The organism is Desulfosporosinus paludis (genome assembly GCF_045689965.1).
Taxonomy (GTDB): domain Bacteria; phylum Bacillota; class Desulfitobacteriia; order Desulfitobacteriales; family Desulfitobacteriaceae; genus Desulfosporosinus; species Desulfosporosinus paludis.
In genome coordinates this window covers 1,658,195-1,683,045 of record NZ_CP144211.1, presented here as the reverse complement: position 1 = coordinate 1,683,045, position 24,851 = coordinate 1,658,195, and the positions used below count along the sequence as shown (strand labels likewise).

24 protein-coding genes, 4 pseudogenes and 1 other annotated feature are annotated in these 24,851 nt (G+C 42.3%); of the genes and pseudogenes, 15 read left to right on the top strand and 13 right to left on the bottom strand.

The features are described 5' to 3' along the window. Nucleotides 1–51: 51 nt before the first annotated feature. Nucleotides 52–609 (bottom strand): hypothetical protein, encoded by a 558-nt coding sequence (locus VZF35_RS08610; RefSeq protein WP_407312795.1) that lies wholly within the window; start codon nt 607–609, stop codon nt 52–54. Nucleotides 610–1,170: 561 nt separating this feature from the next. Between VZF35_RS08610 and VZF35_RS08605 the strand changes: the two genes are divergently transcribed. The 6 genes and pseudogenes from VZF35_RS08605 (at nt 1,171) to VZF35_RS08580 (ending at nt 7,828) form a co-directional block, all read left to right on the top strand. Continuing rightward, the gene (locus VZF35_RS08605; protein ID WP_407312793.1) at nt 1,171–1,677 is read left to right on the top strand and encodes a hypothetical protein; all 507 of its coding nucleotides are present in this window, start codon (nt 1,171–1,173) and stop codon (nt 1,675–1,677) included. A gap of 111 nt (nt 1,678–1,788) precedes the next feature. Beyond that, a complete protein-coding gene (locus VZF35_RS08600; RefSeq protein ID WP_407312791.1) occupies nt 1,789–2,475 on the top strand; it encodes a hypothetical protein in 687 nt (228 codons plus the stop codon). A gap of 105 nt (nt 2,476–2,580) precedes the next feature. Further along, nucleotides 2,581–3,849 carry a sensor histidine kinase gene (locus VZF35_RS08595; protein ID WP_407314541.1) on the top strand — a complete coding sequence of 423 codons (1,269 nt, stop codon included), beginning with the start codon at nt 2,581–2,583 and terminating at the stop codon, nt 3,847–3,849. Beyond that, on the top strand, nt 3,827–4,513 hold the full coding sequence (locus tag VZF35_RS08590) for a response regulator transcription factor (protein WP_407312789.1): 687 nt from the start codon (nt 3,827–3,829) through the stop codon (nt 4,511–4,513). The genes VZF35_RS08595 and VZF35_RS08590 overlap by 23 nt, the downstream gene beginning before the upstream one ends. A 147-nt stretch (nt 4,514–4,660) precedes the next feature. Continuing rightward, nucleotides 4,661–4,994, top strand: a binding site (T-box leader). Nucleotides 4,995–5,033: 39 nt separating this feature from the next. Then, nucleotides 5,034–6,556 (top strand): annotated as a pseudogene (locus tag VZF35_RS08585) (2-isopropylmalate synthase). Nucleotides 6,557–6,853: 297 nt separating this feature from the next. Beyond that, the gene (locus tag VZF35_RS08580; RefSeq protein ID WP_407312787.1) at nt 6,854–7,828 is read left to right on the top strand and encodes a LysR family transcriptional regulator; all 975 of its coding nucleotides are present in this window, start codon (nt 6,854–6,856) and stop codon (nt 7,826–7,828) included. Between the two features lie 121 nt (nt 7,829–7,949). Here VZF35_RS08580 and VZF35_RS08575 read toward each other — a convergent pair whose 3' ends face one another. The 8 genes and pseudogenes from VZF35_RS08575 to ablA form a co-directional block, all read right to left on the bottom strand. Further along, nucleotides 7,950–10,175: an acetyl-CoA hydrolase/transferase C-terminal domain-containing protein gene (locus VZF35_RS08575; RefSeq protein WP_407312785.1), complete on the bottom strand. Its 2,226-nt coding sequence runs from the start codon at nt 10,173–10,175 to the stop codon at nt 7,950–7,952. Between the two features lie 261 nt (nt 10,176–10,436). Next, nucleotides 10,437–11,263: pseudogene (locus tag VZF35_RS08570) on the bottom strand (3-keto-5-aminohexanoate cleavage protein). Nucleotides 11,264–11,297: 34 nt separating this feature from the next. Continuing rightward, nucleotides 11,298–11,699: a hotdog domain-containing protein gene (locus tag VZF35_RS08565; protein WP_407312783.1), complete on the bottom strand. Its 402-nt coding sequence runs from the start codon at nt 11,697–11,699 to the stop codon at nt 11,298–11,300. A gap of 3 nt (nt 11,700–11,702) precedes the next feature. Next, nucleotides 11,703–12,464 (bottom strand): OAM dimerization domain-containing protein, encoded by a 762-nt coding sequence (locus VZF35_RS08560; protein ID WP_407312781.1) that lies wholly within the window; start codon nt 12,462–12,464, stop codon nt 11,703–11,705. 51 nt (nt 12,465–12,515) lie between these two features. Continuing rightward, nucleotides 12,516–14,085, bottom strand: a pseudogene (locus tag VZF35_RS08555) (lysine 5,6-aminomutase subunit alpha). Nucleotides 14,086–14,097: 12 nt separating this feature from the next. After that, nucleotides 14,098–15,231 carry a hypothetical protein gene (locus VZF35_RS08550; RefSeq protein ID WP_407312779.1) on the bottom strand — a complete coding sequence of 378 codons (1,134 nt, stop codon included), beginning with the start codon at nt 15,229–15,231 and terminating at the stop codon, nt 14,098–14,100. After that, a complete protein-coding gene (locus tag VZF35_RS08545) occupies nt 15,185–16,222 on the bottom strand; it encodes an L-erythro-3,5-diaminohexanoate dehydrogenase (RefSeq protein WP_407312777.1) in 1,038 nt (345 codons plus the stop codon). Before VZF35_RS08545 ends, VZF35_RS08550 begins: the two co-directional genes overlap by 47 nt. Nucleotides 16,223–16,241: 19 nt before the next feature. Continuing rightward, nucleotides 16,242–17,504 (bottom strand): lysine 2,3-aminomutase, encoded by a 1,263-nt coding sequence (gene ablA / locus VZF35_RS08540; protein ID WP_407312775.1) that lies wholly within the window; start codon nt 17,502–17,504, stop codon nt 16,242–16,244. A gap of 236 nt (nt 17,505–17,740) precedes the next feature. On the opposite strand from ablA, the gene VZF35_RS08535 reads away from it, so the two are divergent. From VZF35_RS08535 to VZF35_RS08495, 9 genes and pseudogenes are all read left to right on the top strand, one after another. Next, nucleotides 17,741–17,941, top strand: a complete 201-nt coding sequence (locus tag VZF35_RS08535) for a hypothetical protein (protein ID WP_407312773.1) — start codon at nt 17,741–17,743, stop codon at nt 17,939–17,941. A 42-nt stretch (nt 17,942–17,983) separates the two neighbouring features. Next, a complete protein-coding gene (locus VZF35_RS08530) occupies nt 17,984–18,292 on the top strand; it encodes a PadR family transcriptional regulator (protein WP_407312771.1) in 309 nt (102 codons plus the stop codon). A gap of 14 nt (nt 18,293–18,306) precedes the next feature. Continuing rightward, nucleotides 18,307–18,709 (top strand): annotated as a pseudogene (locus VZF35_RS08525) (ATP-binding cassette domain-containing protein); the annotation flags it as partial. A 24-nt stretch (nt 18,710–18,733) separates the two neighbouring features. Beyond that, a complete protein-coding gene (locus tag VZF35_RS08520) occupies nt 18,734–18,943 on the top strand; it encodes a hypothetical protein (protein WP_407314899.1) in 210 nt (69 codons plus the stop codon). 1 nt (nt 18,944) lies between these two features. Beyond that, a complete protein-coding gene (locus VZF35_RS08515; protein WP_407312769.1) occupies nt 18,945–19,724 on the top strand; it encodes an ABC transporter permease in 780 nt (259 codons plus the stop codon). Nucleotides 19,725–20,086: 362 nt separating this feature from the next. Continuing rightward, the gene (locus VZF35_RS08510) at nt 20,087–20,257 is read left to right on the top strand and encodes a hypothetical protein (protein ID WP_407312767.1); all 171 of its coding nucleotides are present in this window, start codon (nt 20,087–20,089) and stop codon (nt 20,255–20,257) included. Nucleotides 20,258–20,412: 155 nt separating this feature from the next. Further along, nucleotides 20,413–20,610 (top strand): SHOCT domain-containing protein, encoded by a 198-nt coding sequence (locus VZF35_RS08505; protein WP_407312765.1) that lies wholly within the window; start codon nt 20,413–20,415, stop codon nt 20,608–20,610. Between the two features lie 104 nt (nt 20,611–20,714). Further along, complete coding sequence (locus VZF35_RS08500) at nt 20,715–21,005, top strand: SHOCT domain-containing protein (protein ID WP_407312763.1); 291 nt, start codon at nt 20,715–20,717, stop codon at nt 21,003–21,005. Between the two features lie 154 nt (nt 21,006–21,159). Continuing rightward, a complete protein-coding gene (locus VZF35_RS08495) occupies nt 21,160–21,309 on the top strand; it encodes a hypothetical protein (protein ID WP_407312761.1) in 150 nt (49 codons plus the stop codon). A 320-nt stretch (nt 21,310–21,629) separates the two neighbouring features. Here the strand turns inward: VZF35_RS08495 and VZF35_RS08490 are convergent, their stop codons facing one another. Genes VZF35_RS08490 through VZF35_RS08475 form a run of 4 tightly spaced genes read right to left on the bottom strand, consistent with a single transcriptional unit; the run spans nt 21,630 to nt 24,804 of the window. Continuing rightward, nucleotides 21,630–22,904: a DedA family protein gene (locus VZF35_RS08490; protein WP_407312759.1), complete on the bottom strand. Its 1,275-nt coding sequence runs from the start codon at nt 22,902–22,904 to the stop codon at nt 21,630–21,632. Between the two features lie 22 nt (nt 22,905–22,926). Continuing rightward, nucleotides 22,927–23,778, bottom strand: a complete 852-nt coding sequence (locus VZF35_RS08485) for a hypothetical protein (protein ID WP_407312757.1) — start codon at nt 23,776–23,778, stop codon at nt 22,927–22,929. Next, the gene (locus VZF35_RS08480) at nt 23,775–24,275 is read right to left on the bottom strand and encodes an anti-sigma factor family protein (RefSeq protein WP_407312755.1); all 501 of its coding nucleotides are present in this window, start codon (nt 24,273–24,275) and stop codon (nt 23,775–23,777) included. Before VZF35_RS08480 ends, VZF35_RS08485 begins: the two co-directional genes overlap by 4 nt. A 22-nt stretch (nt 24,276–24,297) precedes the next feature. Next, nucleotides 24,298–24,804, bottom strand: coding sequence for an RNA polymerase sigma factor (locus tag VZF35_RS08475; RefSeq protein WP_407312753.1), 507 nt, complete (start codon nt 24,802–24,804; stop codon nt 24,298–24,300). Nucleotides 24,805–24,851 lie beyond the last annotated feature (47 nt).

The following is a 24,851-nucleotide window of genomic DNA, read 5'->3' as shown; positions in this document are numbered from 1 at the left end:
TCGCCTAAGAATGATCCGAACACAGAGAAACATTAAGTCCTTTAAAACAACTCAGCAAGAATAAGGTAAAGAACGATATCTTCTTGTGAGGGTAAGACCATGAGGAATTTGGGGATAAAAGCTGATGGCTCTCTTAGACTTTGGTATAAATTTTAAGTTCGATATAAGATATTTTTCGTCGTCAGGGCATAAAGCGCGCAGTCTAAAATTGTCCTTTTTTCCGAACAATTCTTCAGATACGGTTTCGTAATTTGGCTTAAGCTGTCGGAGGTAAACAAAATAACGCTGACCAAGGGAAAATTGAATGTAGAGGGATTTAGGATCTTGATTATGAATTCCGATGAGCTTAATAGGCTGAGTTTTATCAATTTTTGACCATCCGGCATACATCTCTAAGATCTCGGCAACCTTTGCGCTAAAACAATTTAGACAAGTAAAATATTGAGCGAGATGATCTTCGTTAAGGTAAGGATCAGGATTCATCAGGAAGTCCTCTCGTTCGTAGACCTTAGTAAGGATAAGTTTTTTCTCGGATTCCCAATGAGATACAATAACTAAACCTTCAGGATCTATCAGCAAGACGCTCTCGGGTTGAAATAACACTTCCATGGGTTCTGCCCCCTTAGATTCACTTATCATGTAGTTATTCCCAATAACTCTAAAATGATAAGAATGAATCAAAATTAGCAGTCTTGTATTCAGAAAATTATTGGGACGTGCTATGATTTAAATAGATCATCAAACAGATTGTTTCTGTAACGTTTGAGCAATGGCGCTCTCAAGAGGATTTTAATTCTCTTAAGAGCTCATGGAAACTTGATATTAATGATCTCATTTTTCGAGGCCAAACTTATAGTAATAGGGAGCTGTAACAAACTTGTTACAGCTCCCTATTACTATTTGCATTATATTAAATGATAAGATTATCCCAGCTAAGGTTAAAATAAGAAGCAATTGAAACCACCATAATCTGCTTGCGTGACGTTTAGGTATATTTATACGTTAAGCTTATTGAGGAGGTGATCCGATCGATGATAAAAGACAGAAAACAATCCCCAAAAGCTCTGAAGGAAGAATTTGAGGAGTGTCTGACAAAGCAAGACCAAGAAACCTGGTATCGTCAAACTATGCCGAAACTTTACCGATTTATCTATAGCAGACTGCAAAATCATGCAGCCCTTAGTTTTATCTCCAATTGCTTCACTTGGGCAAGCCTCCGGGGGACCGCTGGAAGTTCTAAAAGACAGTCTGCGTTGGCAGCAAGACGGATTAGAAATTAAGGTTCAAGGCGAGCGGGCTGAGGAATTAGCCAAACAACTTAATGATAAGCTGACGTTACCTCAAGCAGGACAAGGGATCGCCCAAGCGCCTGCTCAAATAGTGACGGTGGATATGGATGTTGAGAAAAGAAACCAACAGCAAGTTGACGCCGGCAGCAGCCCTTGGCAGCTCGACCCTATGCAAGTTGCTTATACCTTTGTCACTCTAAAAATGTCCCCCGGTGGTATCACTGGTACCCCTCCCTTAGACTATACTTCACTGAAATTGACTACGAATAATGGAACCGAGGCTGTCGTTCAACTCCAAGAAGGCCCCATAAAGACAATCTATCTGAAACGTTTAGTTCGCCAAGACGATACGGGTATCTGGACTGTTGTTGGTTATGATCCCAAGTAGAAAAACAAAGAATTTCTGAGTGTTTTATAGAATTTTTATAAATGCTTAAAAAAGAGTTTAAAACCTCCCTCTATAATAACCTTGTAGCAAAAAACAGGGAGGTCGTTTCTAATGAGTAAGCTTAAACTTATGTATGATGTGATTAATACAATGAAAGATAAGGAGGCAATCAGAGGCACTCTAAACGTAGAAGGAATAAAAGACGAAACTAAAATAGTTGGCTTCGTTAATGAGTTCGAAAAAAATCTTTCCACTGGCGAGACCAAGGTGAAAATCAACACAGAACTGGACTATAACGGCAAGATAGTAAAACACGAAAGTCAAACGGAGTTTACTAGTCTGGGTTGCCACGGACATCATAGGCATCACGGCTTTATGAAGCATATGCATCATCATAGACACGGTTGTATCGAAGGTCATGATGACCTGAAATGTGCAGGAATAAAAGAAAAATTAACAAAGCTGGCGTACATTTTAAATATCTTGAACCAGATTAAGGTCGATGAAAAAGAAGATCAATCCGTACTGGTGTCCTTAAACTTAAGTGACATTCCTGATGAAGTAAAAAAGGTTTTTCAAGAAAGAATGAGTCAGCATCCAATGCCTGAGCACCACGAACATCACGGCTTAATGAAAGAATTATTTAGTCTTCAAAAGCCGGAAATTCAGTTCAATCTTTGGATTAGTAAGGCAAAAGACGTTGAGAAGATCATCATTACTATTGAAGGCAAACAAGACAATGATCCTAACGATAGCCATGAACTAACGTTCAAAGCAGAATTAAATCTTTTAAATTAAAACGAGCAAATTTAGTTATCAAGGGCGCAAAACATTTCGAATTGTTTTGCGTCCTTATTCTCAGTATAATGAACACGAATATAGGAAGGAAATTGGGTGATCTGTGTGTTTGAGAGCCTATTAAAGCAACTGCACTGGAAGATAGAAAAACATAAGATGGTTCAGCATAGGAAGCATCAAAAACTTTATCGAAGACATCAAGAAGTCTATTGCCAGCATCATGAGCTCCATGGTAAGCAAAGAGAATTATTTCTGCATCAGGAATTCCATAGAAGGCATAGGGAATTTAATCAATATCATAAGTCTTTGCGCTTTTTCCGTCCAATAAGTATCGCAGTTAATCTGCTCATCCTCTATTTTCTTTTTCAATGGATGGGTTTAAAGGCAATCAGTGTTTTTTTTGCTGTGTTCATTATAGTCAAGGAAGTCTTGCAATTTACCTTTCTTTGGAGGATAGAAAAGCGAGTCTTTAAACCTATTCTTAAGCTTAAAAATGGAGTGGAAGAGATTGCTAAAGGGAACTACGATGTAAAGATAGAGACTGATAGGATCTGCGAATTGGGATTTATCGGATTACTAGTGGATTCGTTTAATGAAATGGCTCAAAAACTGCAAGCCAGTGAGAAAATAAAGTCCGAGTATGAGGAGAATCGCAAGACTCTAATCGCTAATATTTCCCATGATCTCAAGACGCCCATCACATCTGTTCAAGGATATATTGAGGCAATCTTGGATGGAGTCGTTAATTCACCGGATAAAGTGGATAAATATCTTAAAACAATTTATCAAAATATCATCTACATCGATAAGCTAATTGATGATCTATTTATCTTTTCTAAGTTGGATCTGCAAAAATTGGAATTTAGATTTGAGGCCATTCAGATTAGAGCCTTTATGCAGGATTTAATGGAAGAATTCAAGTTTGAACTTGAAGAAAGGAACATTAATTTTAACTATATAAATAAGATGGAAGGAGATTTCCATCTTAATATTGACAGGAAAAGACTGCATCAGGTTTTTAAAAATATCATAGGCAATGCGGTTAAATATGGATCTAATCCAGGTTTTAGCATCAGTATTCAAATGGACCGCCAAGATGATTTTATTATCATTGATATCGAAGACAATGGGCCGGGAATACCTAGCGATAAACTGCCGTATATCTTCAATCGATTTTATAGAATTGACAATGAACGGACAAAAGATTTAATGAGTACCGGACTTGGCCTAGCAATAGCCAAAGAACTCGTTCAAGCCCATGGAGGATTCATAGCGGTTTCGAGTATTGAGCAGGAAGGTACATGTTTTTCTCTAAAGCTTCCGGTAATAAAGAATATAAACGAGGTAACCCATGAAACGAATACTAATTATTGAAGATGATCTGAATATAGCTGAATTAGAACGTGATTATCTCATCTTAAACGGCTATGCTGCAGAAATAGTTCAAGACGGTGGGCAGGGCTTGAGGATGGCCCTAACCGGTCGTTACGACGTTATTATTGTAGATTTGATGCTGCCCAGTAAGGACGGATATCAAATTACAAAGGAAATTCGTGATAAGTTTGAAATTCCGGTGATTATTGTATCTGCCAAGAATGAAGACATCGATAAGATCAGAGGCCTGGGGTTTGGTGCCGACGACTATTTAACCAAACCTTTCAGTCCTGCTGAGCTGGTTGCCAGGGTTAAATCTCATATTGCCCGATATGAACGACTCAAAGGCAAAACAGTCGCTTCAGAAGTAATAAATCATCGAGGATTGGAAATTAATACAGCATCTCATAAAGTTTTTGTAAATGGGAAAGAAATTCTATTGACATCGACAGAATATGAACTGTTGGTTTTTTTTGCTACGAACCCAAACATTGTCTTTAGTAAAGAACACATCTTTTCAACGATCTGGGGAGACGAGTACCTCGGAGACACGGCAACCGTGTCAGTCCATGTCCAGAAGATCCGAAAGAAAATTGAAAGAGATCCATCAAACCCAGAATATATCGAAACATTATGGGGAGCGGGGTATCGCTTTAATTCATAAACATTTATTAAAACCTTACAGTTGTTTTTTAAGATTTTTTGGGTATAATGGCTAAGGATTGTTATAGATCAGAAGAAAGTTTTGAATGAGTTTTAAATAAAAGACTTGACATTTCTAAGAAGTAATGTCAATATAATAAAAAATGCTAAAATGACGATGAGAGGAACTAGTATAATTCGTGCTTCCATGTAAGAGAGCTGCTGGTTGGTGAAAAGCAGTCATGGGATAGAATTGGAACTCTTCCTCGAGTAGCCGACCGAAATTGATTTAAAGTAGGCTCGGACGGATCTTCCGCCGTTAAAAGGAAGAGGATATCGGATGATCGAGGTTAGTTGCTGAATGTTGGTATTTGTGACAGAGGACATTTCCTCTTGAGGGAATACTGACAGAATCAGGAACATTGATATATCCCGTATCTGCAGAGAAGACAGCGATGGCTGTCAACTTGAGTGGTACCGCGAATTAACCCTTCGTCTCAATAATGAGGCGAAGGGTTTTATAATTTTTAGGAGGTTTTTTAATGCGGAAATTATATGTTTTTGATACGACACTTCGCGATGGCGAGCAATCCTTAGGGATAACCCTCAACGTAAAGGAAAAGCTTGAAATCGGTCATCAGTTGGTTAAACTTGGTGTCGATATTATCGAAGCAGGTTTTCCTGCTTCTTCACCAGGGGATTTTGAATCTGTCCAAACTATGGCTAAAGAGATCAGAGGGGTTACAATTTGTGGCCTGACACGAGCAGTGGCTCAGGACATCGATCTATGTGCTGAAGCACTGCGTAAGGCGGAATATCCAAGAATTCATACTGGGATCGGGTCTCTCCAGTTCATATGGCTAAGAAATTAAATTTAACACCTGATCAAGTCGTCGAGCAAGCAGTTTTTGCCGTAAAATATGCCAAGAAATATATTGGAGATGTGGAGTTTTATGCAGAGGATGCTTTTCGTGGTGAACCGGTTTTTCTTGCGAAGGTTATCGAAGCGGTTATTTCCGCAGGAGCGACCGTGGTAAATCTGCCGGATACCGTGGGATATGCTAGTCCTTGGGAATATGGAGAGCTGATTAGTTTCGTGATCAATCATGTCAAAAATATTGATAAAGCTATTGTAAGTGTTCACTGTCATAATGATTTAGGTATGGCTACCGCTAATTCTTTAGCAGGGATTAAAGCAGGTGCTCGCCAAGTGGAGGGAACCATTAATGGTATCGGAGAGCGAGCAGGAAACACATCCTTGGAAGAAGTTATCATGGCTATTTTTACTCGCAAGGACGGATACGGCGTAGAAAGCAACATTAATAACCGTGAGATTTTGGCGACGAGCAGACTTGTTTCACGCATCACTGGAGTGACTGTTCCGGATCATAAGGCTATTGTTGGGGCCAATGCCTTTAACCATGCTTCTGGTATACACCAAGACGGAGTCTTGAAAGATCGGGAAACCTATGAAATTATCCAACCGGAAACCATCGGCGTTCCCCAAAATATTATTAGCCTGACGGCAAGGTCGGGAAGGCATGCCTTACAATTCCGTCTTGAGGAGTTAGGTTATAAGATCGAAGGTGAACAGCTGGATGATGTTTATCAAAGGTTTTTGCTTTTAGCGGATCAGAAGAAAGAGGTCTTTGACCAAGATCTTTATGTTTTAATGGGAGACTCAGGCGACTCGGATAATGGTATTGTTTTTCAGAGCATGTCCATTGCGACTTCGGGAGTTGGGATGGCAACAGCCACAGTAACTTTGGAAATCGAAGGAGAGATAACCACGGATGCAGCCTGTGGCAATGGACCTGTCAATGCACTTTTCAATACCATCGATAGAATGACCGGCAATAAGGCGACTCTGGAAGATTATACATTAAAATCTGTGACACGCAGCAGTGAGGCTCTCGGCGAAGCCACTGTTAAGCTGCGCTATGAGGATGGACATTTGGTAGTCGGCAAAGGATTTTCGACAGATGTTATTGAAGCTAGTGCCAAAGCTTATATTAATGCCTTGACTAAGAAAAATCCTCATGCCGAGTCGTCCATTGCAATTTAAGGTGTCATATGCTTAGACCGTAGAATATCCAGCCGAGAAAAAAATCCTAGTATACTTTTAATAGGGTTTTATTTCAAAAAAAGATTTATAAAAGAGGCAATCAAACTCGTTGGTTGATTGCCTCTTTTTTCACAAATATCCCAGAACAGTAAAAACTGAGGAATAATCCTTTAACTTGAAGTCCAATTCCTCTTAATATTTATGATTGATAACGAACAATGGAAGGAAAAACAGGAAATTCAGCGAAAATAAAAGGAGGAGTGAATACAGGGATCAGGAAGGGAGAAAAACTGCATCATGGAGCAACATTTTCTTGTGTTCAAAGAAGTGGCTGAAACAAAAAATATTACCTTATCCTCCAAAAATCTCCATATGAGTCAACCCAGCATTAGTTTGCAGATTCAGAATTTAGAGAACCATTATGGTGCTCGATTTTTTGATCGCACTAACAAAGGTGTTACGCTGACTAAAGAGGGCGAGATATTCTATAAACATGTACGAAGTGTCCTAGGGATTCTCGCGAATGCCAAGGAACAGATATGTGCCTTAGCCAAGGATCAGAGACGACTCATTTACCTAGGTGCGACGTTAACGATCGGAGAATATATTCTGCCGAATATTCTGGCCTACTTGTTTAGGACTCATCCTGGGGTCGATTTTAAAGTTAAAATTGCAAACACGGATTCAATTATGCAAGATGTTCTTGAGAAAAAAATTCATATTGGATTAATCGAAGGACCAGTTCCCCATCATAAGGATCTGAATGTTGAGAGTTTTTGGGAAGATGAATTAGTAGTCGTCCTGCCATATTTCCATCCTTGGGCCACAAGAAAAAGTATTACTCTCTCAGAGCTTCCCTTTGAAAGACTGGTTGCCAGAGAAGTCGGTTCCGGTACACGCAAAGTGATGGAAATGGCGATTAAAGAAAGAGGTCTCGATCCAGCGCAATTAAATGTAACGATGGAGTTAGGAAGTACTCAGGCAATAAAACAAGTTGTTGCGGCGGGATTAGGTATCACAATCATATCATCCTTAACAGTACGAAAGGAATATGACCAAAAGATTTTCAAAACCCTCAAAATTCAAGATGCTCCTGTCTATCGCCCCCTCAGCATTTTGACCAATGCGCAAAGTACTCAGTCAAAAGATGAGCGCCGCCTAACTGATCTGCTCCATGATCGCGAATTGTTAAGCGAAATTTTAAGTAAAGATTATAATGAATTGGAGGATCAAAGCAAGTTGATTCCTTTAGGAGCAGCCGATCACCATTAAGGGCATGAAGACTCATCGATAATTATGTTACGGTGGAAAAAGCCTTCTTCTTTATGATTGATTTAGAAGGCTTTTTTGTGTTGTCAGAAAGTAACTTTCCTGAATAGTTCAAGGGAGTCTTTTAGGCGTGGAGATGTTTGGCACTGTCCATTGGGTAATTAGGAGTCTGGTCAAAGTTGTGTATAGTGTTCCTCAAAGCAAAGACTACCACTTTTCTAAGGATTCTTTCCCGAAGGGAAGAAGGGTTGGCTAGTTTCATGCGTTTCATATGACTGTCCGTTGATTTCGGAATCGGCCTGAAGAACTCCAACAGCAGTCCTCTGGCCATTTTAAACCGATGTCCGTTGGCGAGGTTCTTCAAAGCTTTTAAAGATCCCCCTAAAGCGACATCATCCTCCGTTAAGTCTGTACCAAAGGGGAAAGGCTTGAATACCCCTTGTGTCTGATAAGGCCTAAGGAGAGAAAAGATCTTAGCAGGGGTATTATGTCTATATTCTTCCGGAATCTCGTAATCTAAGGGGATTTTCCCCGCCTTTTTGGCCTGATCCAATAACTGCATCTGGAATCTGGAATCAGTGATCTTGATAAGTTCGGCAATCACATCTTTTTCCGGCTTGCTGCGGACATCAGCGATTCCATACTCGGTGACAATAATGTCCCTCAGATGTTTAGGAATGGAACAGTGACCGTAACTAAAAACGATGTTTGATTTGAGAGTTTTTCCAGACCCTTTTGTACTTTTAATCATCATAATAACGCGGGCATCGGGCAGGGCATGGCCCATAGCCACAAAGTTATACTGTCCTCCAATTCCACTGACAACACGACCATCTTGGAGTTGATCTGAGGCAATGGCCCCCAGTACGCTGACTATCATTCCGGTATTGACAAAGCGAGCATCTTTCCTTTGCAAGCTTCTCAGTTCTTCTCCGCCGTAGAGCTGATTAACCTTATCAACGCCAGACATGCCGAAGAGCTGTCGCTCCTCCTCGCTCATCTCATTTAAGGCTTTGTAGAAAGCTTTTGGACCGACAAAGAATGCACCTAGTATGACTTGCCCGCCCAGCAATTTCTCCCCGAGTAATGCCCGTATCCTCAAACGGTTGTTTTCTTCATTTAAGTTTGCTGAGTAGTTGATCTCGCCATCTCGGATGACGTTATTTGCGAAGCCGAGTCCCTTTTTTAATATTCCGAATCTTGCAAGGAAACTGAAATCTTCTTTGTCTAAGGCAGAATGGACGGCTTTCATCTCAATTAATTGATCAATGATATCCGAAGGAATATTGTCTGCCGAGAGTTTGCCGGCATTGATGAGTTTCATAAGTGGGATGCTGTCGAACACTTGGCGCTTAAGAATCTTGCTTTTGTACATTTGCATAAAAGCATCAACAAACATTTCAGATGAGCCATAGAGACCTTTTTCAAAGACACCTGTATCTCCCCAAGTCTGAATCAGCTTTTTATAACGGCTCATGATTCCGGACTTTTCAAGGATCTCTTGATACAAGGCATTATGGTCATTGCGTAAGATAAGTCCCGAAACAATAGCATCGCCAAGGGCCCCAATCCCTACTTGGATTGTGCCGCCGTCTTTGATTAATGTACTGACATAAACTCCAATCATATGATCAGACAAAGAGACGGGGTCTTTCGGAGGAGCGAAGAGTTCATAATCAAATTGAGGCCCCTGAAGGATCATGTCGTAACTGGTCCCTTCAACAACAGCATCTCCATACATAAAGGGCATATTCTTATTGGCTTCTCCGATAAGGACGACCTTTTCCCCTTTGGCCTTTCGTTCTTTGAAAGATTGAATGGCTTCTAAACAGATATCTGTGTTGCAGCCCATGGAATACATCGTTTTACCGTCAATTTCGCGGTAGCCTATAAGTTGCCCAAAAACGTTAACCCCAAGGGCTGTAGCATCCCGACAAGCATGAGTATAGTGAGTAGCCATATGGTTTTGCTGGGCAACTGGATTATTTAAGTATCCGCCGGCTTTACTGAAAAATTCATAAGTTTCAACGTTCTTTGGAAGTTTTCCTTCTCGAAAATCCAGCATATAGTCAATGTCCGGTACGCCTGCAAAGACTCTGTCAACTAAGGGCTGTAAATATCTTTTTTCTAGCTCTGTATTCCCTCTGGGTTTTTCTAGAGGGAGTGCTGTTAAAATCTTAAGTTTGATTTCAGAGTCTTTTTTGGCCCTTTTGTACAGCTCATTAATAAACAGAATGGGTTTTCCCAAGGCAAGGGTCATAGAGAAGACAATATCCTTACCTACGTAATTAATGACATCATCGACACACTTTTTAACATCATCATAGATTATTCCGGAATTTTCCTGCATTATAGTCGCCTACCATTCCAATAATTTTGGGCAAAAAGAGCATACCTATAACGTTCCATTGCCTGAATAGACTAAAGAGTGATTAAAAGTGTCCAGAGTTTTTGAATAGAGATTCATTTAAGGAAATTTTAACATATTTCACGAGATAATAAAATGAGTTATCTAAATTAATTAATCAATTTAGATAACTCACATTAGTTTAATTTATATAGTAATTCTGTTTATTCCGAAATAGAGCTTTTAATGGAATTATTGGGGTAACTAAGTGGTGTGATTATTAGCGAGACCAAGTATCTCGCGGGCCTCACGCGGAGTGGCCACTGGGCGATCTAAGCTTTCGGAGAGTTTGACCAGGCGTTTAACGAAAGGAGAATTCCCTTTAGCCAGTACTCCTTTGCGCAAATAAATATTATCTTCTAATCCGGTGCGCACATGCCCTTCCAGAAGGATACCGAGGGTGTTCATAGTGAGCTGATGCCTTCCAATGCCAGATACCGTCCAAGTCGAAGCTTGCGGGATTTGTTCGAGTAAAAAGAGAAGGTTTCGCGCAGTTGCCGGCATCCCCCGGGGACTCCCAAAACGAAATTGAAGTGAAGAGGAGGCTGAAGAAGACCTTCCTGTATGAGCAGCAAGGCGTTTTCGACCATCCCGCTATCAAAGACCTCGATTTCTGGCTTAACGTGATGAAGATTACAGATCCGAGCAAATTCTCGGACCATCGGTAAAGGGTTACTGAAGACGTCTTCTCCGAAATTTATGCTGCCAGTACTCAGCGAAGCCATCTCAGGAGCTAACGTGACAGGCTGAACACGTTGTAATGCAGTCATTCCAAGAGCCCCACCGGTTGATACCTGGATGATAAGATCAGTTTCGGATCGGATATAGGAGATCGCCTCAGCGAAGAGTGCTTTTTCCTGTGATGAATTGCCTGAAGCGTCACGCATATGCAAATGTACAATGGACGCTCCTGCCTCCCATACACATTTTGCTTCATCCGCAATTTCGCGGGGAGAGTAGGGAAGGAAAGGGGTTTGTTGGCGCGTAACTTCTGCACCGACGAGAGCAGCGGTAATAATCAACTTCTCCATAGACACCTCCGCTTAAACATTACTTCAAGATATGTTAGTCGGAACGTCTTGGGGGATCATAACGTTGTTTCTCTTTTGGCACCATGCATGTGCCCCTTGCCCGACAAACGAGAATAGGCTCTGAGAGAATTTCAGCAGCGGAATCACTTCCTTGTAGAGGGGAGATAACCTTCTTTGCTTCAAACTGCATTTTACGAGAGGTCTTACTGTAGTGAGTAATAACTCCTGTAGCTTCAATATAATCTCCTGCAAAGACTGGGGTCAGAAACTCAATCATATCATAGGCCACAAATAGGCCTTCGTCCCCATCGCTATAAATGAGTAATTCAGTAGCCACGTCTCCAAAAAGTTTCAGCATATGTGCCCCATCCACTAACCCTCCGCCGTAATGAGCATCCCCGGAGCTGATGCGCAGCCGGATTTTGCTGGTATACATCGTTTATCGTCCTCCTTTTCTCTCTTGTTCAGCTAATACTTGTTCAAGCACGAAGCTAGCCACATCTTCGGCATAGGTTCCAGGACCGAAACCGGCATCGTAGCCCAACTCCTTAGCGAATTCATAAGTGATCCTTGGTCCGCCGGCGACCAGTAGAAAACGTTCTCGTAACCCTTCAAGTTCCAGGAGTTCGACCATTCGAGTAAGATTCTTAACGTGGAGAGATTTTTGGGTGACGACTTGTGAAATTAAGAGTGCATCGGCCGAGAGTTCCAGAGCTTTCGCTATCAATTCTTCACAGGCTACTTGCGCTCCTAAATTAACAGCTTGGATCTCATGGTAGCTTTCCAACCCTTTGTGTCCGTTATAGCCTTTCATATTCATGATGGCATCAATCCCGACGGTGTGGGCGTCACTTTCGATGCAGGCGCCGATGACAATCAGCCTACGACCAAGCAACGTTCGGATGCGTTCTTCTATTTCTGGTTTGTCTAACCGCTCGTGAGAAAGCTTGAGGACCTTGATATCCTTGAAATTAACACTGATGGTGGATCGGGCATAAAGCACAAAAAAGCTGAAGTTTTCTCCAAGGTCTTGAGCATGGACGACCTTTGGATCTTGAAAGCCGCTTGCTAACGCCCAGAGTCGCGCAGCCTCTTGAGCCTCGTCACCGAAAGGAACAGGTAATGTTAAAGACAGTTGGACAATTCCGTCGTTAAGGGTGTCCCCATAGGGACGAACCTTACTTAAATCAACGACTGTCAAAAAGAGTCCCTCCTTTCTGGGTAAGTTGCACAAACTCAGATCTTGATGAATCTAACTTGTTCGGGATTGCAATAGTGTGAGAAAAGGATTCAAATACTGGGGGTGTTTAGCGATGACTCCGCTAAGTCCCCGACCTTCTGTTGGTTTACGGGAAATATCCGCGAACATGCCGAGTTCCAAGGCCGAAAATAAACCAATCTTCTGAATCTCTTCCAGCATGTTAACGGCTTTTTGGAGGGTTTCTTGTGCCCTCCGCTGGACGGACCCATTTGTCACAAACAAGATATCTTCTTGGAGACGTCCGATTGATTGGAACACGAGCTTAGCTGACTCAAGACTGAGAAAACGATCTTGCATGAGTGGGGTATGGATAGCTTCAGTCGGCATTCCTAACAAATGGATGCTCTGACCTGTCAACATTGAGGCAACATTAAAAAGGGTGTCTTGAACCTGTCCGCGAAAAATGTTGCCAGTCATATATTTTGTGGGAGGCATGTACTTAATAGGGGAACGGGGAAAACTTCACGAATCAGTTGAGCTTGGGCTATCTCATTCAAGAAGGCATCCGGTACTTCAGGGTTGATTTCCATGGCATGGCCTAAGCCCTGTTGTTCCTCAGGAAGCCCGGATAAGAAAGCAAATTGTTCGTTCAGGAAATTTGAGGCAAGAACTGTATGTGCCTCTTCCATGGCATCAGCAGTCGTCAGATAATTGTCCTCTCCCGTGTTAATGATGACTCCGGCAAAGCTGTTGATCAGGCGGGAAAAATATTGATCGATAAAGGTGCGCTGCATGTTTATATCTCGAAAGATGATGCCATACATTGAATCGTTGAGCATCACATCGAGTCGCTCTATAGCCCCTATGGCAGCGATTTCTGCCATACAGAGTCCTGAACAATAATTTGTAAGCCTAATGTAGCGTCCAAGTTCTAGGCCTACCTCATCGAGGGCTTGACGCATTATCCGGAAATTTTCTTGGGTGGCAAAGGTTCCCCAAACCCTTCCGTTGTAGGCCCGTAAGGGACATAATCGAGAAGGCTTTGTCCCGTCGAACGAATGACGGCAATGATGTCTGCCCCTTGACGGGCGGCTACCCGGACTTGCAGGACGTCTTCATAGATATTGCCAGTGGCCACAATGACGTAGAGGTAGGGTTCTGGAGTTTCAGGTAAACTGGAAAGCCAATCTTCTCGTTTTTGGCGCTGCTGAGAAATTTTGTGAATAGCGGGTAAAGCCAACGTGAAGGCTGTTTTGATGATTTGATCTTCTGAAAAAGCCGGCAAATTCTCTAAAGAGAGTTCGTCGTTTGCTAAGCGTTCGGCAAGGACCTGGGGCTGTAGATTGTAATGCAGGCAGGCTTTAGCGATCAGACGAGCTGCTCCTTCTGCCAATAGATTATGGTTCTGGCAGTGATCAATAACCACGTTAGGCAGCGGAATTCCATCTGGATTAATTCCTTGAATACCTAACAGGCGCAGTACCGCGCGTTCGACGCTGACTGTGGTGTGGGAGAGAAGCAAAGGTGTGATTTGGGCAACAATTTCTTGAGCAAGTCCTCTGCCTCTCTGAATAAGCTGAGGATCAAGTTGCAGTTTGGATTGAGTATAGGGACGAGTCACAAGAACCACCTCTTACTCAAATTTTGTGGGCAGCCATACCAGCCGGCTTTGTACATCCACTAACGGAACTTTGGTAAAGGGAAGGAGTGCTTCGGCGAGCTGAAGTGTGGGGATAGGATTTCGTGGATGCCAAGGGCAGAGGGTAACCAGCGCCAGTTCAGGACGTTCCAACAGCAGTACTGTGATATTGCGGGACTTAAGATCATTCCAACTATCCAGAGAAAGTAAAATGTGGGCAGGGCTGCGTACAATAAGCTTCTGAGGCAAACGTTTTTTAGCACGAAGTGCTAGGTAGAATGCATCAGTAAAGGCTCCTTGGAGATAAATTGCTTCAGGATATAGTGGGATAAGCGATTCTTGACACCAAAGATAAGCGGGTAAACGACTCCAAGTGTTCTGCAGTAGATAAGCGTTGTGCTGAAAGGAAACGTTCACGTTTAACTCGGAGTTGGTGGTAGCTACAACGTGAGAAAGGGTTGGAAGGTCAAAAAGTTCCAGAATATAGAGAGATTGTTCGACAATAACCTGTAAGGAATCCCCTAAAGCAGCTCCCGTGCTGAGAATGATCCCTGGATTTTGAGAGTCGAATCCTGCTCTAACGTGCCCTGGGCACGGATGTCGTGAAGAAAATAGGGAGATGGGTGAGAGTCGATTCAGGGCACCATCAACATGAATCCTCGTTGCTCCGTGCCGGTGTAGGTTCGCGATTCCAAGTCGGAGCTCGGCTAGTGTCGAAGGTCCTGCCAGACGAAAATTGCCGGGAGCAGTTATACGCAAAATAAGCCAAGGTCCGAACTGCGGGTGATTTTCCCATTTTTCCAGAAGAACATAGCCTGTTTTTGTTTCGGGAAGAAAGCGTTCAGCAGTAAGAACTAATTGTCCCGGAAAGACTGGAATAGGTGGTTTGGGATGATTGTAAATTGCGTCGAAAGCTTCTCCGTCATAGCCAATTGAGGTCAGTCCGAGGACCTCGTCCGGAAACAGAGCATTGAGAGCATTAAAAGCAGTCGTCTTACCCGTATTCTTGTTCAGGCCTGTAAAAATAAGTGTGGGTAATTTAGAGATTATCGTTAATAACTCGTACTCCCAAGATTCGATGTCAGGCATAAGTACGTTCGTAAAGTTGACGCAGATGAAGGTTTTCACGTAAAACCTCCAAGGCAATTTCGGCGTGTCCCTCAGTGTAACCATTGCCTACCAACATGGTTAGATCCTTGCCGATCCCTTCAGCGCCTAAGGCCGCTGCTGTAAAGGATGTGGCCATACTGAAAAAGTAAACAATCCCCCGGTTTTTCGTAGCCAGAATGCTGCCCAGTTCAGTCTGGGGGATGTTCACGACATTTATCGTTAAATCAGCCAACCTTCCCTCAGTTAAGCGCTCAATTTGATGTAATACCCATAGGGCATCTCTGGCATCTCCTTGAAGCGGGATAACAGGGAGCCCTGACTTTTTCATCCGTTCTATTCCTGCTGCAGAATGACTCAGTCCAATCACCTTTCCGGTGACTCCCGTTCGTTTGCAAGCCTCGTGTAAGCATAAAAGTCCAGACTTGCCTCCTCCCCCTATGACCACTACTGTATCTCCTGGTTTAACAATTTTTGCTGTTTGCGCTGGTGCGCCGGCAACGTCCAGAACGGCAAGAGCGAGCTTTTGAGGGAGGTCTGAAGGAAGCTTAGCATAGATGCCGCTCTCAAAGAGAACTGCTTCCCCTCGGATTTCCACTTGCTCAGTTTCCTTATGGACCGCAATAATGTCATCAATACGAAGAGGAGTCAGGGACAAGGATACTAAGGTCGCGATGGGGTCACCAACTTGAATAGGGCGTTGTTGGAGTGCGGAACCGATCGCTTTTATTTTTCCTACCAGCATGCCGCCAGAGCCAGTAACAGGATTATGTTGTTTACCACGCTGAGCGACTGTTTTTAAAAGAATATCGGCAATCTTTGCCGGATCTCCATCGGCTTGATGTTTGATCTGTGTAAAGGAAGCGGAATCAATATTTAAGATTTCTACCTCGATAAGGATTTCGTTGTCATAGAGGATGGAAAAATCGTTATTCAAGCGCAGGGCAGGTTGGGGGAACACCCCTTTAGGTTCGAGCACCCGGTGGGTTCCGTAAGGACAGCCCAAAGTCATCTCTAAAACTCCTTTCAGCTTAAAGTCTAAAGTTATTGGGTATGGCATGGCGATGGCGACGGTCAAGGTTTTCAGGCTCAAGGGAAATCTTTTGGTGGTTGAGCAATGTCAACACCCCCAGCGGGAGATCGTTTTGCCGACAGTACTCACACTGGCAAACTTCTTGTATTCGATTTGGTTCATCGTATACTGTAATAACTCCCTCGTAGTTTCGAAGCACGACCTTGTTTGCCCCCATTGATATAAGATATTGCGGACTGACGGGAATCTTGCCTCCTCCTCCCGGAGCATCAATGACATAAGTAGGAACGGCATATCCACTCGTATGACCACGCAAGTTTTCCACGATCTCGATTCCTTTAGAAACAGATGTTCGAAAATGTTCAATCCCTTTCGATAAGTCACATTGATAAATGTAGTAAGGCCGGACTCTATTTTTAACCAATTCGTGGACAAGTTTCTTCATAATATTAGGGCAGTCGTTAATGCCCCGAAGGAGAACGGATTGATTTCCTAATGGGATTCCACCGTCCGCTAAACGTGCCAGGGCTGCTTGAGCTTGGATCGTCATTTCTTTTGGGTGATTGAAGTGAGTATTGACCCAAATGGGATGGTATTTACGCAACAACTGAACAAGGTTGTCAGTGATGCGCATAGGCAATACAACAGGCGTTCTGGTCCCGATTCGAATAATTTCTACATGTGAGATGGCCCGCAAACTTGAGAGGATATGCTCTAAGTGATCATCGGATAATGTAAAGGGATCACCGCCGGAGATCAAGACATCCCGTACTTGCGGGGTGGAGCGTATGTACTCAAGTGCCTGATTAAAGTGTTCTGAGGGAAGAGGCCGGTCCGTTTGGCCTGCCAATCTGCGTCTAGTGCAGTGTCGACAGTACATTGAACATTGATCTGTAACAAGAAGAAGAACACGGTCCGGGTAGCGGTGGGTTAATCCGGGTACTGGCGAATCCGTGTCTTCATGCAGAGGGTCATAAAGATCAAATTGTCCAACATGGAGCTCTAAAGAGGTGGGAATAGCTTGCTGACGGATTGGGCATTTTGGATCTTCAGGGTTCATTAGCGTGGCATAATACGGAGTTATAGCCATGCGTAGAGTTTGCAGACAATGAACAATGCCTGCTTCTTCCGCGTCTGTTAGAGGGATAACTTTTTTCAACTCTTCAACCGTAGTAATTCGCTGAGAGATTTGCCAGTGCCAATCGTTCCATTCCTGTTCAGAGACATTAGCCCAGATTGAGAGGTCTTGACGAGAGGACATAAGCTAACCTCCTCATTAAGTAAGATATTACAAACTTCAGAGCTAGAAGCTAACATTAAGGGCTTCGCCTTGGATATAGCGTTTGGATTGCCCAAATCACGGCGAACGAATGCTAAATTTAAGCATTTAAATATCCTCCGTTATGAGTATATTCAAAAGGGATTGAATACGTCCTTACAAAAGATGGGTTGATTTTATATCAATGTCATATCCAAATGTGAACAAAGTCATATTCGGTGAAAGATTTATTTCAAATCAGATTTTATCTTGCAGCGCAGGTAGCTACACAGGCACCTGCCCCTACTCCGGCACCAACTACAACAGGGACTACTGCCGGAACACCCTCATTAAATGATGTTTTAGGAATTCTACCGAAATTTGTAATTCCTATCTCATCAGAGAGTTTTAGTTTTCTTAAAGAATTAACTCTGCTATAATAACGATATACGATATCGAATATCAATATAAGGAGATTAAATGTGAATAAATTATATAGGAAGATATTTTTAGCTTTTGTGCAAGTTCATATTTTGCATCATGCTAATAAAGAGCCTTTTTTTGGGCTATGGATAATTGAAGAATTAAAAAAGCATGGTTATTCCATGAGTGCCGGAACTTTATACCCCATCCTTCACGGCATGGAAATGGATGGATTACTTGAAAGGGAAGAACGAGTAATTGAAGGAAAAGTCAGGAAATATTATAGTCTCACAGCCCAAGGCAAAGTAGTTTTGGAAGAAGCCAAAATGAAAAGCAGGGAGTTGTATCAGGAAATCATTGAGGAATAGAGGGAGCGGAACAAATGTTTGTTTTAAAGCAAATCCGGTATAAAGATATCTTAGAAATTGAGACTATTTCTTTTCCCAGCGGAAAAACAACCTGTATTATCGGACGCAGTGGGAGCGGCAAAACAACGTTATTACGATTGCTAAACAAACTAATCTCTTGTGACAGTGGAAGTATCTATTTTCAGAATCAATCCCTTGATGAAATGGATTCTGTTCAACTGCGCAGACGAGTCGTAATGCTGGCACAAAATCCAGTCATCTTTGAGGGTTCGGTACGGGATAATTTGCTGATCGGTCTTAAATTTTCTGAAAAACCAATGGTGGACGATCATACGCTAAGAAATATTTTGCTCCAGGTGCACTTGCAAAAGGATCTCGATGAACCTTCAAGAGACTTATCCGGGGGAGAAGCAGCGGCTGGCACTTGCCAGAGTGCTTCTGATGGAACCTGAAGTTTTTCTGTTAGATGAACCATCATCTGCTTTGGACGAAGAAACGGAACAATTGGTTATTGAGGAAATGGTTCAGTCCGTTCAACAAAATCATAAAACCCTGATTATGGTTACCCATGCGCGTAAGATTGCGGATGCCTATGGAGACCAGATTGTGGAGATACGGAATGGCCGAGCTTTTATTGTCAAGGAGGGTTAACATGGATACAACTGATTTATCCATCTTTCAATTGATCGTTGCTTACGTATTTGTGCTTATTTTGATGGTGATTCTCAAACGAAGAGGGATTCCCCGGGAGAAAGAGGTTCTGATCGCCACAATACGGATGACCGTCCAACTTATTTTGGTTGGATATCTGCTGGCCTATGTTTTTGACCATAGTCATCCTTTATATACTGTCTTAATCATCGCGGTAATGGAAATATTTTCGATATTTAACATTCTCAAACGGGTAAAATCCGTTCTTTCGACACGGTTAAAGAGAATCATCGCTATTTCCATGCTCGGGGGCACCTTGGCAAGCTTGCTTTATTTTCTGTATGTGGTGATCCAGTTAACTCCCTGGTATGAACCGCGTTATTTTATACCCATTGCAGGAATGCTGATCGGAAATTCCATGACGGGAATCTCTTTGGGAGTCTCCCGTTTAAATGATGGAATACGCGGAAACAGGGCTGCGATCGAAACGGCGCTTATGCTTGGTGCAACTCCGAAAATGGCAGCCAGAACGATCGTCAATGAAGCATTCGACGCTGCCATTCTGCCAACGATTAATTCAATGGTGGGAATGGGAATTGTTTTTTTACCCGGAATGATGACCGGTCAAATTCTTTCCGGCTCCTCCCCATTATTAGCCATAGAGTATCAAATTGCGATCATGTTAGGAATTTTAGGCAGCGTTTCCCTAACAGTTATTCTCTTTGTTCAACTAGGGTACCGGACCTTTTTTAATCGATATTCCCAGCTTGTCATTGATTAACTAGGTGTTCTTCGGATTTGCCAATATCAATAGTAATTTTTAGCTCCGACCCAGTGAAGCTTGGTCCCGAGTCCTTATTTGCTTTCCAGAGGCGCTATTTTGTCAGCAGCGGTTTCGTGAACGCTATACGCGGGGCGAAATATAAATTTCACGGAATACCAAAGCCGTAAACGAGATTTAATGAGCTGATAAGTCTCGTTTTAGTTTGTAGAAAAGAGCAGTTGCTTTGTAATAGGCAACTGCTCTTTTATGAATTTCACGCACCTCTGGTTATCCGCGATTATGGCGGCACGATTTCTGTCCTCTGCCTTTGCTGCTGGTCCAGCGGTCCTGATTCTGTTGTGTTTCGTAGTAATAAAGGGATGGGATTAGTGATAGGCGGATTTATTCCCGATCCCTTTGATAGAGTCACGGAGTATGTGATAACAAATACCGAGATATCCGTAACACTGGGGGTATATGCGATTGAGATGCTGCTTATTACAATCCTATATAAAGTTGCAATCTCGGTAAGAGAGCAAAGAGATAAATAGGGCGGATATCTTCATTCATAAGAAATTCACAACTTTTTCATCAGATTATCGTAACCTAGGGTTACACTAAGGTCATGGAAGAACAATAAATTAAGCGAAACTCAGCAGTAAAATGAAGATCTACGGGGCGAAAAATAAATGAGGGGGAATTTTAAATGATGCTTGGTTTTATTCTATTGGTTATCGTTGCTTTTTATATGTTTAATTCAAACAATACTGGAGGGTCGTTTTTCACGAACCATCAATCTCAGGCACGCACTTCACTGGATATCTTAAATGATCGATATGCACGAGGTGAGATTAATAGAGAAGAGTATCTAGAGCGGAAGCAAGAACTTTCGGTACAAAAATAGTTGATATCAATTAACGAAGAGTAGCTTTGCTTAGAGATAAAAAATCAAGATAGGTTTTAATTCTTAGAATTGCATTAATTAAATCGATTGAAGGAGGAATTCACATGATGGGTAACTGGGGGAATATGATGGGAGGATGGGGAAATGGTGGTTGTTATGGATACGGTGGTTATGGGTGGATGGGTGTGATGATGGGGACGATCATGCCACTCATCTTCGGAATTGGGATCATTCTACTGGGTGTCTATTTGTTTCGTCGTAAGTCTTCTCAAGTTTATACAAATAGATTCGGTAAGCAGAATACCGGACTAGACATTTTACGTGAACGCTATGCGCGTAGCGAGATAGATTCCGTGGAATTTCAAAGCAAAAAATATGATTTAGAGGGTAAGTGAGTAGAAGGTAACCCAAAATAGGGCAGTGGCTCCATAGGAGAGGCTGCCCTTTAATAATAAATTACAACTTCTTCATTAAAAATCCAATAGAAATAGTAAGATTTAGCCAAGTTGATTTAGAAGTAAGATATTCTGAGAGGGAGGAACGTAGCATTTGCTGCAAACTTTATTTAGCATCGGGGGATTTTCTTTAAGATCTTACGGCGTAGTGGTTGCCCTGGCGATAATCATTGGCTTTGGGGTAGCTTATCACTTAGCCTCTTCGGAAAAAGAATATCGTCAGCATCTTTTGGATAACGTTTAGTAATGGGAGCATCATGAAACAAATTATCGTCAATCCTCATTTCAACAATTGTACAGTTTTCAGAATCTACATGTCGGTTTATAAACTTAAAATCCCCTTCGGTCATAGAAGTATGAGCAATATACACTGTAAAATGAATTCCTGGGTTTGATTGTGTTAAAGAAGTAAGCATAACAACTAATTGATTTAGATAGTTTGAATTCAAGGTTACGAGAACATTCATAGATTTGTCCTCCAAAATAGCAAAAAATAGATCGAATCCCCTTCATAAATAATTCTCCTCAAATATTGCCTTATTATCTTTATAGAAACAGCCGAGATTACTCATAAGAATAAAGACGAAATTCGTATACAAAAAGGCAAATCAAAGCCAATAGTCCGCTGACTGTTAGGCTCATAACCATTGTGCTAGGGGGATGAATCCGCAAATAAACAGGGCTTAAAGCCAAGAAAAGCAAAAGAAAAAGGTCTGCAACGACAATTAGCAATTGAGTAATCCAAGTTCTGTGTCGCCCCAATAGATAACCAAGTACGGCATAAAAGGTTAAAGCCGCGAGTAGAAATCCCTGGCTTGAAGCCTGAAACGGTGTGAGATTTTCAAATAGATTATAGCTGTAGCCCCTAAAAATTAAACGAAAGAGATAATCAATTAAAGTACCGCCGACCCAAGCAAAAGTCAGAGGTAATACATGTGTCCAACGTTTTGTCGAGAACCGAAGTATTACTACCGCGATTATCAAGACAACCAGAATAAACAATTGAGTCCCGATGGCATTGATCTTTTGCATAAACGAAACCAAAAACAAAGGTGCAGAACCCGCTAACCAATCAACTACAAGATCGTCAAATTGCCCAACTTCCTGGGCTACAAAATCTTGAATCAAGCCCATTAAGAACATAAACAGTACCAAAAAGAGCAACCCGGCGATAGTAACGAAAAGACGACGTGTACCTAAAGACATGTAACGTTCCGGCAACCGCCGCGATTGGTTATACAGCCAAGGCCCTATACGTTCATGTTTTTTATAGAAAAGATAGATGGCAAGAAGCAGTACTGCTGCTATTACGCCTAAAATCAATGCATACCGGTGAACAATTGGGAGAATGACTTTCCAACGGCTCCCTAATAACCGTCCGAGACTAACCCAAAGAGTGACCCAAATAATTGCACCCAAATAAGCAAAGAAAGCGAAACTCCTGTACTTTAAACGGCTTATTCCGGCAATGTAACCAGATAAGTGGCGGACTCCCGGAATAAAATAGCCAATTGTTAAGAGTTTCCCACCATGCCTTTGATACCAATTGATTACTTTCTCCAGGCGGGCACTTCCGGCATGTTTTTTTAGATGGGTCAATACCTTTTGCTCAAAAAATTTTCCTAATAAGTAGGCAACGGTAATCCCACTGATGCTTCCACTTGCTGCTGCTAATACTGCTAATATGGGATTTAGTTTTCCTTCGAAAGTCATATAACCGATGAATACCATTAAAGTCTCATCGGGAATAGGTATTCCTAAAATAGATATACCCAATATGGCATATAAGCCCAAATAACCATATTGGGTGACATAGGCGATAAGATGTGCTGAGGTCATAGGATCTCCTTTCAGACCAATATTATTTAATTAGCTTACTGGATCTACGCTCTTTGAAATAGATCAAGCCGGTGGTTAAAGTAACTCCTAGACCGGCGAAAGCCACACTAAGAAGAACAATAACTCCTATCAAAGGAAGATTAAGAACGGCAACCAAACCGATAGCAAGGATAAACCATTTACTTAAGGCCGGATATTCCAATAAACGTGGTGTCAGAGCTTTTTGTCCGATAAACTCCATTATCGGTAGAATTCCTAAAAAAATGGCTGCTATACCCACAACGAGAACCAGAATAGCCAAGGGGATACCAACTACCGTTAACGAAAGAAGAATAAGTAAACCTAACATTATCAAGAATGCTGCCATACCAATTGCCAACAATCGCAAAGAAGATGCCTGAAGTAGATTTACTCCTTGTTGTACACGCTTACGCAGAAGAAATCCAAGACCGGTAAGCAAAACGATACCTAAAACGCTGATAATTAATCTAGCCAGCCAAAGACCTAAAATCATCGCTAACCCAATAAATAGTTGATTAACAAACTGCGGGGTTAAGCTTAAGCGGAATATGCCTGTATTGGCGGTTACATTAGCGGGGTTAAAAACCTGCCCTCCTAAGTCAATCACCAGATCAGCCTGAGCAGTCGGCTCAAGGTAAATATCGCCATTAATCACTAAAACGACCTCTTTGACCGATCCGCTAATATGAGCATCTGTACTAAGGGCAAAGACGGAGTCCACCGAATGTCCAACTGGAACCACCAAGGGATTCCCGCCAAATTGGGCCGATAATTCATCGGCTAGTGCGTTACCTGGAAAAAGAAGCAGTAAAGCTATAACTAAGAGTATACTTAGCTTCACTTGCGGCTTCATGGGATCACCTCATTTACTTCGAATTTAGTCAATAGCGTTTTAATGATATAAAGGCCCATGGTCATCAGCACCAGCGATAGGACTCCGACAGTCACCGTGGCCCATGGAGAAAAAAGTGTGGCAATGGTCATGAGTGAACGCCAGAAGGCAGACCCTGTGGCATAAACCAAATGAAACACACTAGAGAACGTTCGCGAGAAAACAAGCAAAATCGGGCTGGCGAAAACTGCTAAGAGAATGCTTGTCAACCAAATATCTTTGGCAGTGTTATACTGTTCCTTCTCAATCGCAGAGAGAATCCGCATAGATAAGTTGGTGGGAACGGGTATGCTGGCGATACTCTGGTTAATTTCTTTGCTTAGAGCCGCTAACTCGTCCCTTACTTGGCGGCACTCCGGACAACAATGTAAATGATCTTCAATTTCCCGGTATTTATTGGCATCTAATTCTCCATCCAGAAATTCGGACAGGTGCTCTATACATTGCAGGCACTCCATAATGATCTCCCTCCCCTTTTGTCTAATCTGAAAGTAATGTTCTTAAACGCATCCTAGCGGCATGGAGCCGGGATTTGACAGTTCCAAGCGGAATTTCTAGAAGAGTGGCGATTTCCTGGTAGCTGTAACCTTGCCAATCAAAAAGTATAATGATTTGGCGTTCTTCCGCGCTGAGTTTACCAAGAGCTTCCCGAAATTCAATCCGGCGCTCCCAATGGTCCGCTGCAGTTGTCGGTATTGATTCAATGTCAGGATCTAGATCAAGTTGTTTACCTTTCATCCGGTCCAGGCAGACCGTCGTAATAACTTTCTTAAACCATGCAGGAAACGCCTTAATATCTTTCAGACGATGAATGGAACGGTATACTTTCAGGAAGATTTCCTGCGAAGCGTCTTCAGCCTCCGACTCATTTCGGAGAAAGACAAATGCTGTCCGATAAACGTAAGCACTATAATTAATGACGAGTTGATTAAAAGCTTCTTTTTCCCCCGTCAGAACCTGTTCAATAAGTCTAAGATCGATCTCCATAAAGCATTTGCCCTCCTCCTTTCCCCAAACATCCATACTTACTTTTA

Excerpts from the sequence above, each read along its gene's own strand:
- VZF35_RS08510 (WP_407312767.1), top strand. The coding sequence starts at position 20,087 with ATGGGATTAGTGATAGGCGGATTTATTCCCGATCCCTTTGATAGAGTC.
- VZF35_RS08600 (WP_407312791.1), top strand. The coding sequence starts at position 1,789 with ATGAGTAAGCTTAAACTTATGTATGATGTGATTAATACAATGAAAGAT.
- VZF35_RS08520 (WP_407314899.1), top strand. The coding sequence starts at position 18,734 with ATGGAACCTGAAGTTTTTCTGTTAGATGAACCATCATCTGCTTTGGAC.
- VZF35_RS08580 (WP_407312787.1), top strand. The coding sequence starts at position 6,854 with ATGGAGCAACATTTTCTTGTGTTCAAAGAAGTGGCTGAAACAAAAAAT.
- VZF35_RS08575 (WP_407312785.1), bottom strand. The coding sequence starts at position 10,175 with ATGCAGGAAAATTCCGGAATAATCTATGATGATGTTAAAAAGTGTGTC.
- VZF35_RS08505 (WP_407312765.1), top strand. The coding sequence starts at position 20,413 with ATGATGCTTGGTTTTATTCTATTGGTTATCGTTGCTTTTTATATGTTT.
- VZF35_RS08515 (WP_407312769.1), top strand. The coding sequence starts at position 18,945 with ATGGATACAACTGATTTATCCATCTTTCAATTGATCGTTGCTTACGTA.
- VZF35_RS08545 (WP_407312777.1), bottom strand. The coding sequence starts at position 16,222 with ATGACTTTGGGCTGTCCTTACGGAACCCACCGGGTGCTCGAACCTAAA.
- ablA (WP_407312775.1), bottom strand. The coding sequence starts at position 17,504 with ATGTCCTCTCGTCAAGACCTCTCAATCTGGGCTAATGTCTCTGAACAG.
- VZF35_RS08490 (WP_407312759.1), bottom strand. The coding sequence starts at position 22,904 with ATGACCTCAGCACATCTTATCGCCTATGTCACCCAATATGGTTATTTG.
- VZF35_RS08590 (WP_407312789.1), top strand. The coding sequence starts at position 3,827 with ATGAAACGAATACTAATTATTGAAGATGATCTGAATATAGCTGAATTA.
- VZF35_RS08610 (WP_407312795.1), bottom strand. The coding sequence starts at position 609 with ATGGAAGTGTTATTTCAACCCGAGAGCGTCTTGCTGATAGATCCTGAA.
- VZF35_RS08485 (WP_407312757.1), bottom strand. The coding sequence starts at position 23,778 with ATGAAGCCGCAAGTGAAGCTAAGTATACTCTTAGTTATAGCTTTACTG.
- VZF35_RS08480 (WP_407312755.1), bottom strand. The coding sequence starts at position 24,275 with ATGGAGTGCCTGCAATGTATAGAGCACCTGTCCGAATTTCTGGATGGA.
- VZF35_RS08500 (WP_407312763.1), top strand. The coding sequence starts at position 20,715 with ATGATGGGTAACTGGGGGAATATGATGGGAGGATGGGGAAATGGTGGT.
- VZF35_RS08565 (WP_407312783.1), bottom strand. The coding sequence starts at position 11,699 with ATGTATACCAGCAAAATCCGGCTGCGCATCAGCTCCGGGGATGCTCAT.
- VZF35_RS08475 (WP_407312753.1), bottom strand. The coding sequence starts at position 24,804 with ATGGAGATCGATCTTAGACTTATTGAACAGGTTCTGACGGGGGAAAAA.
- VZF35_RS08605 (WP_407312793.1), top strand. The coding sequence starts at position 1,171 with ATGCAGCCCTTAGTTTTATCTCCAATTGCTTCACTTGGGCAAGCCTCC.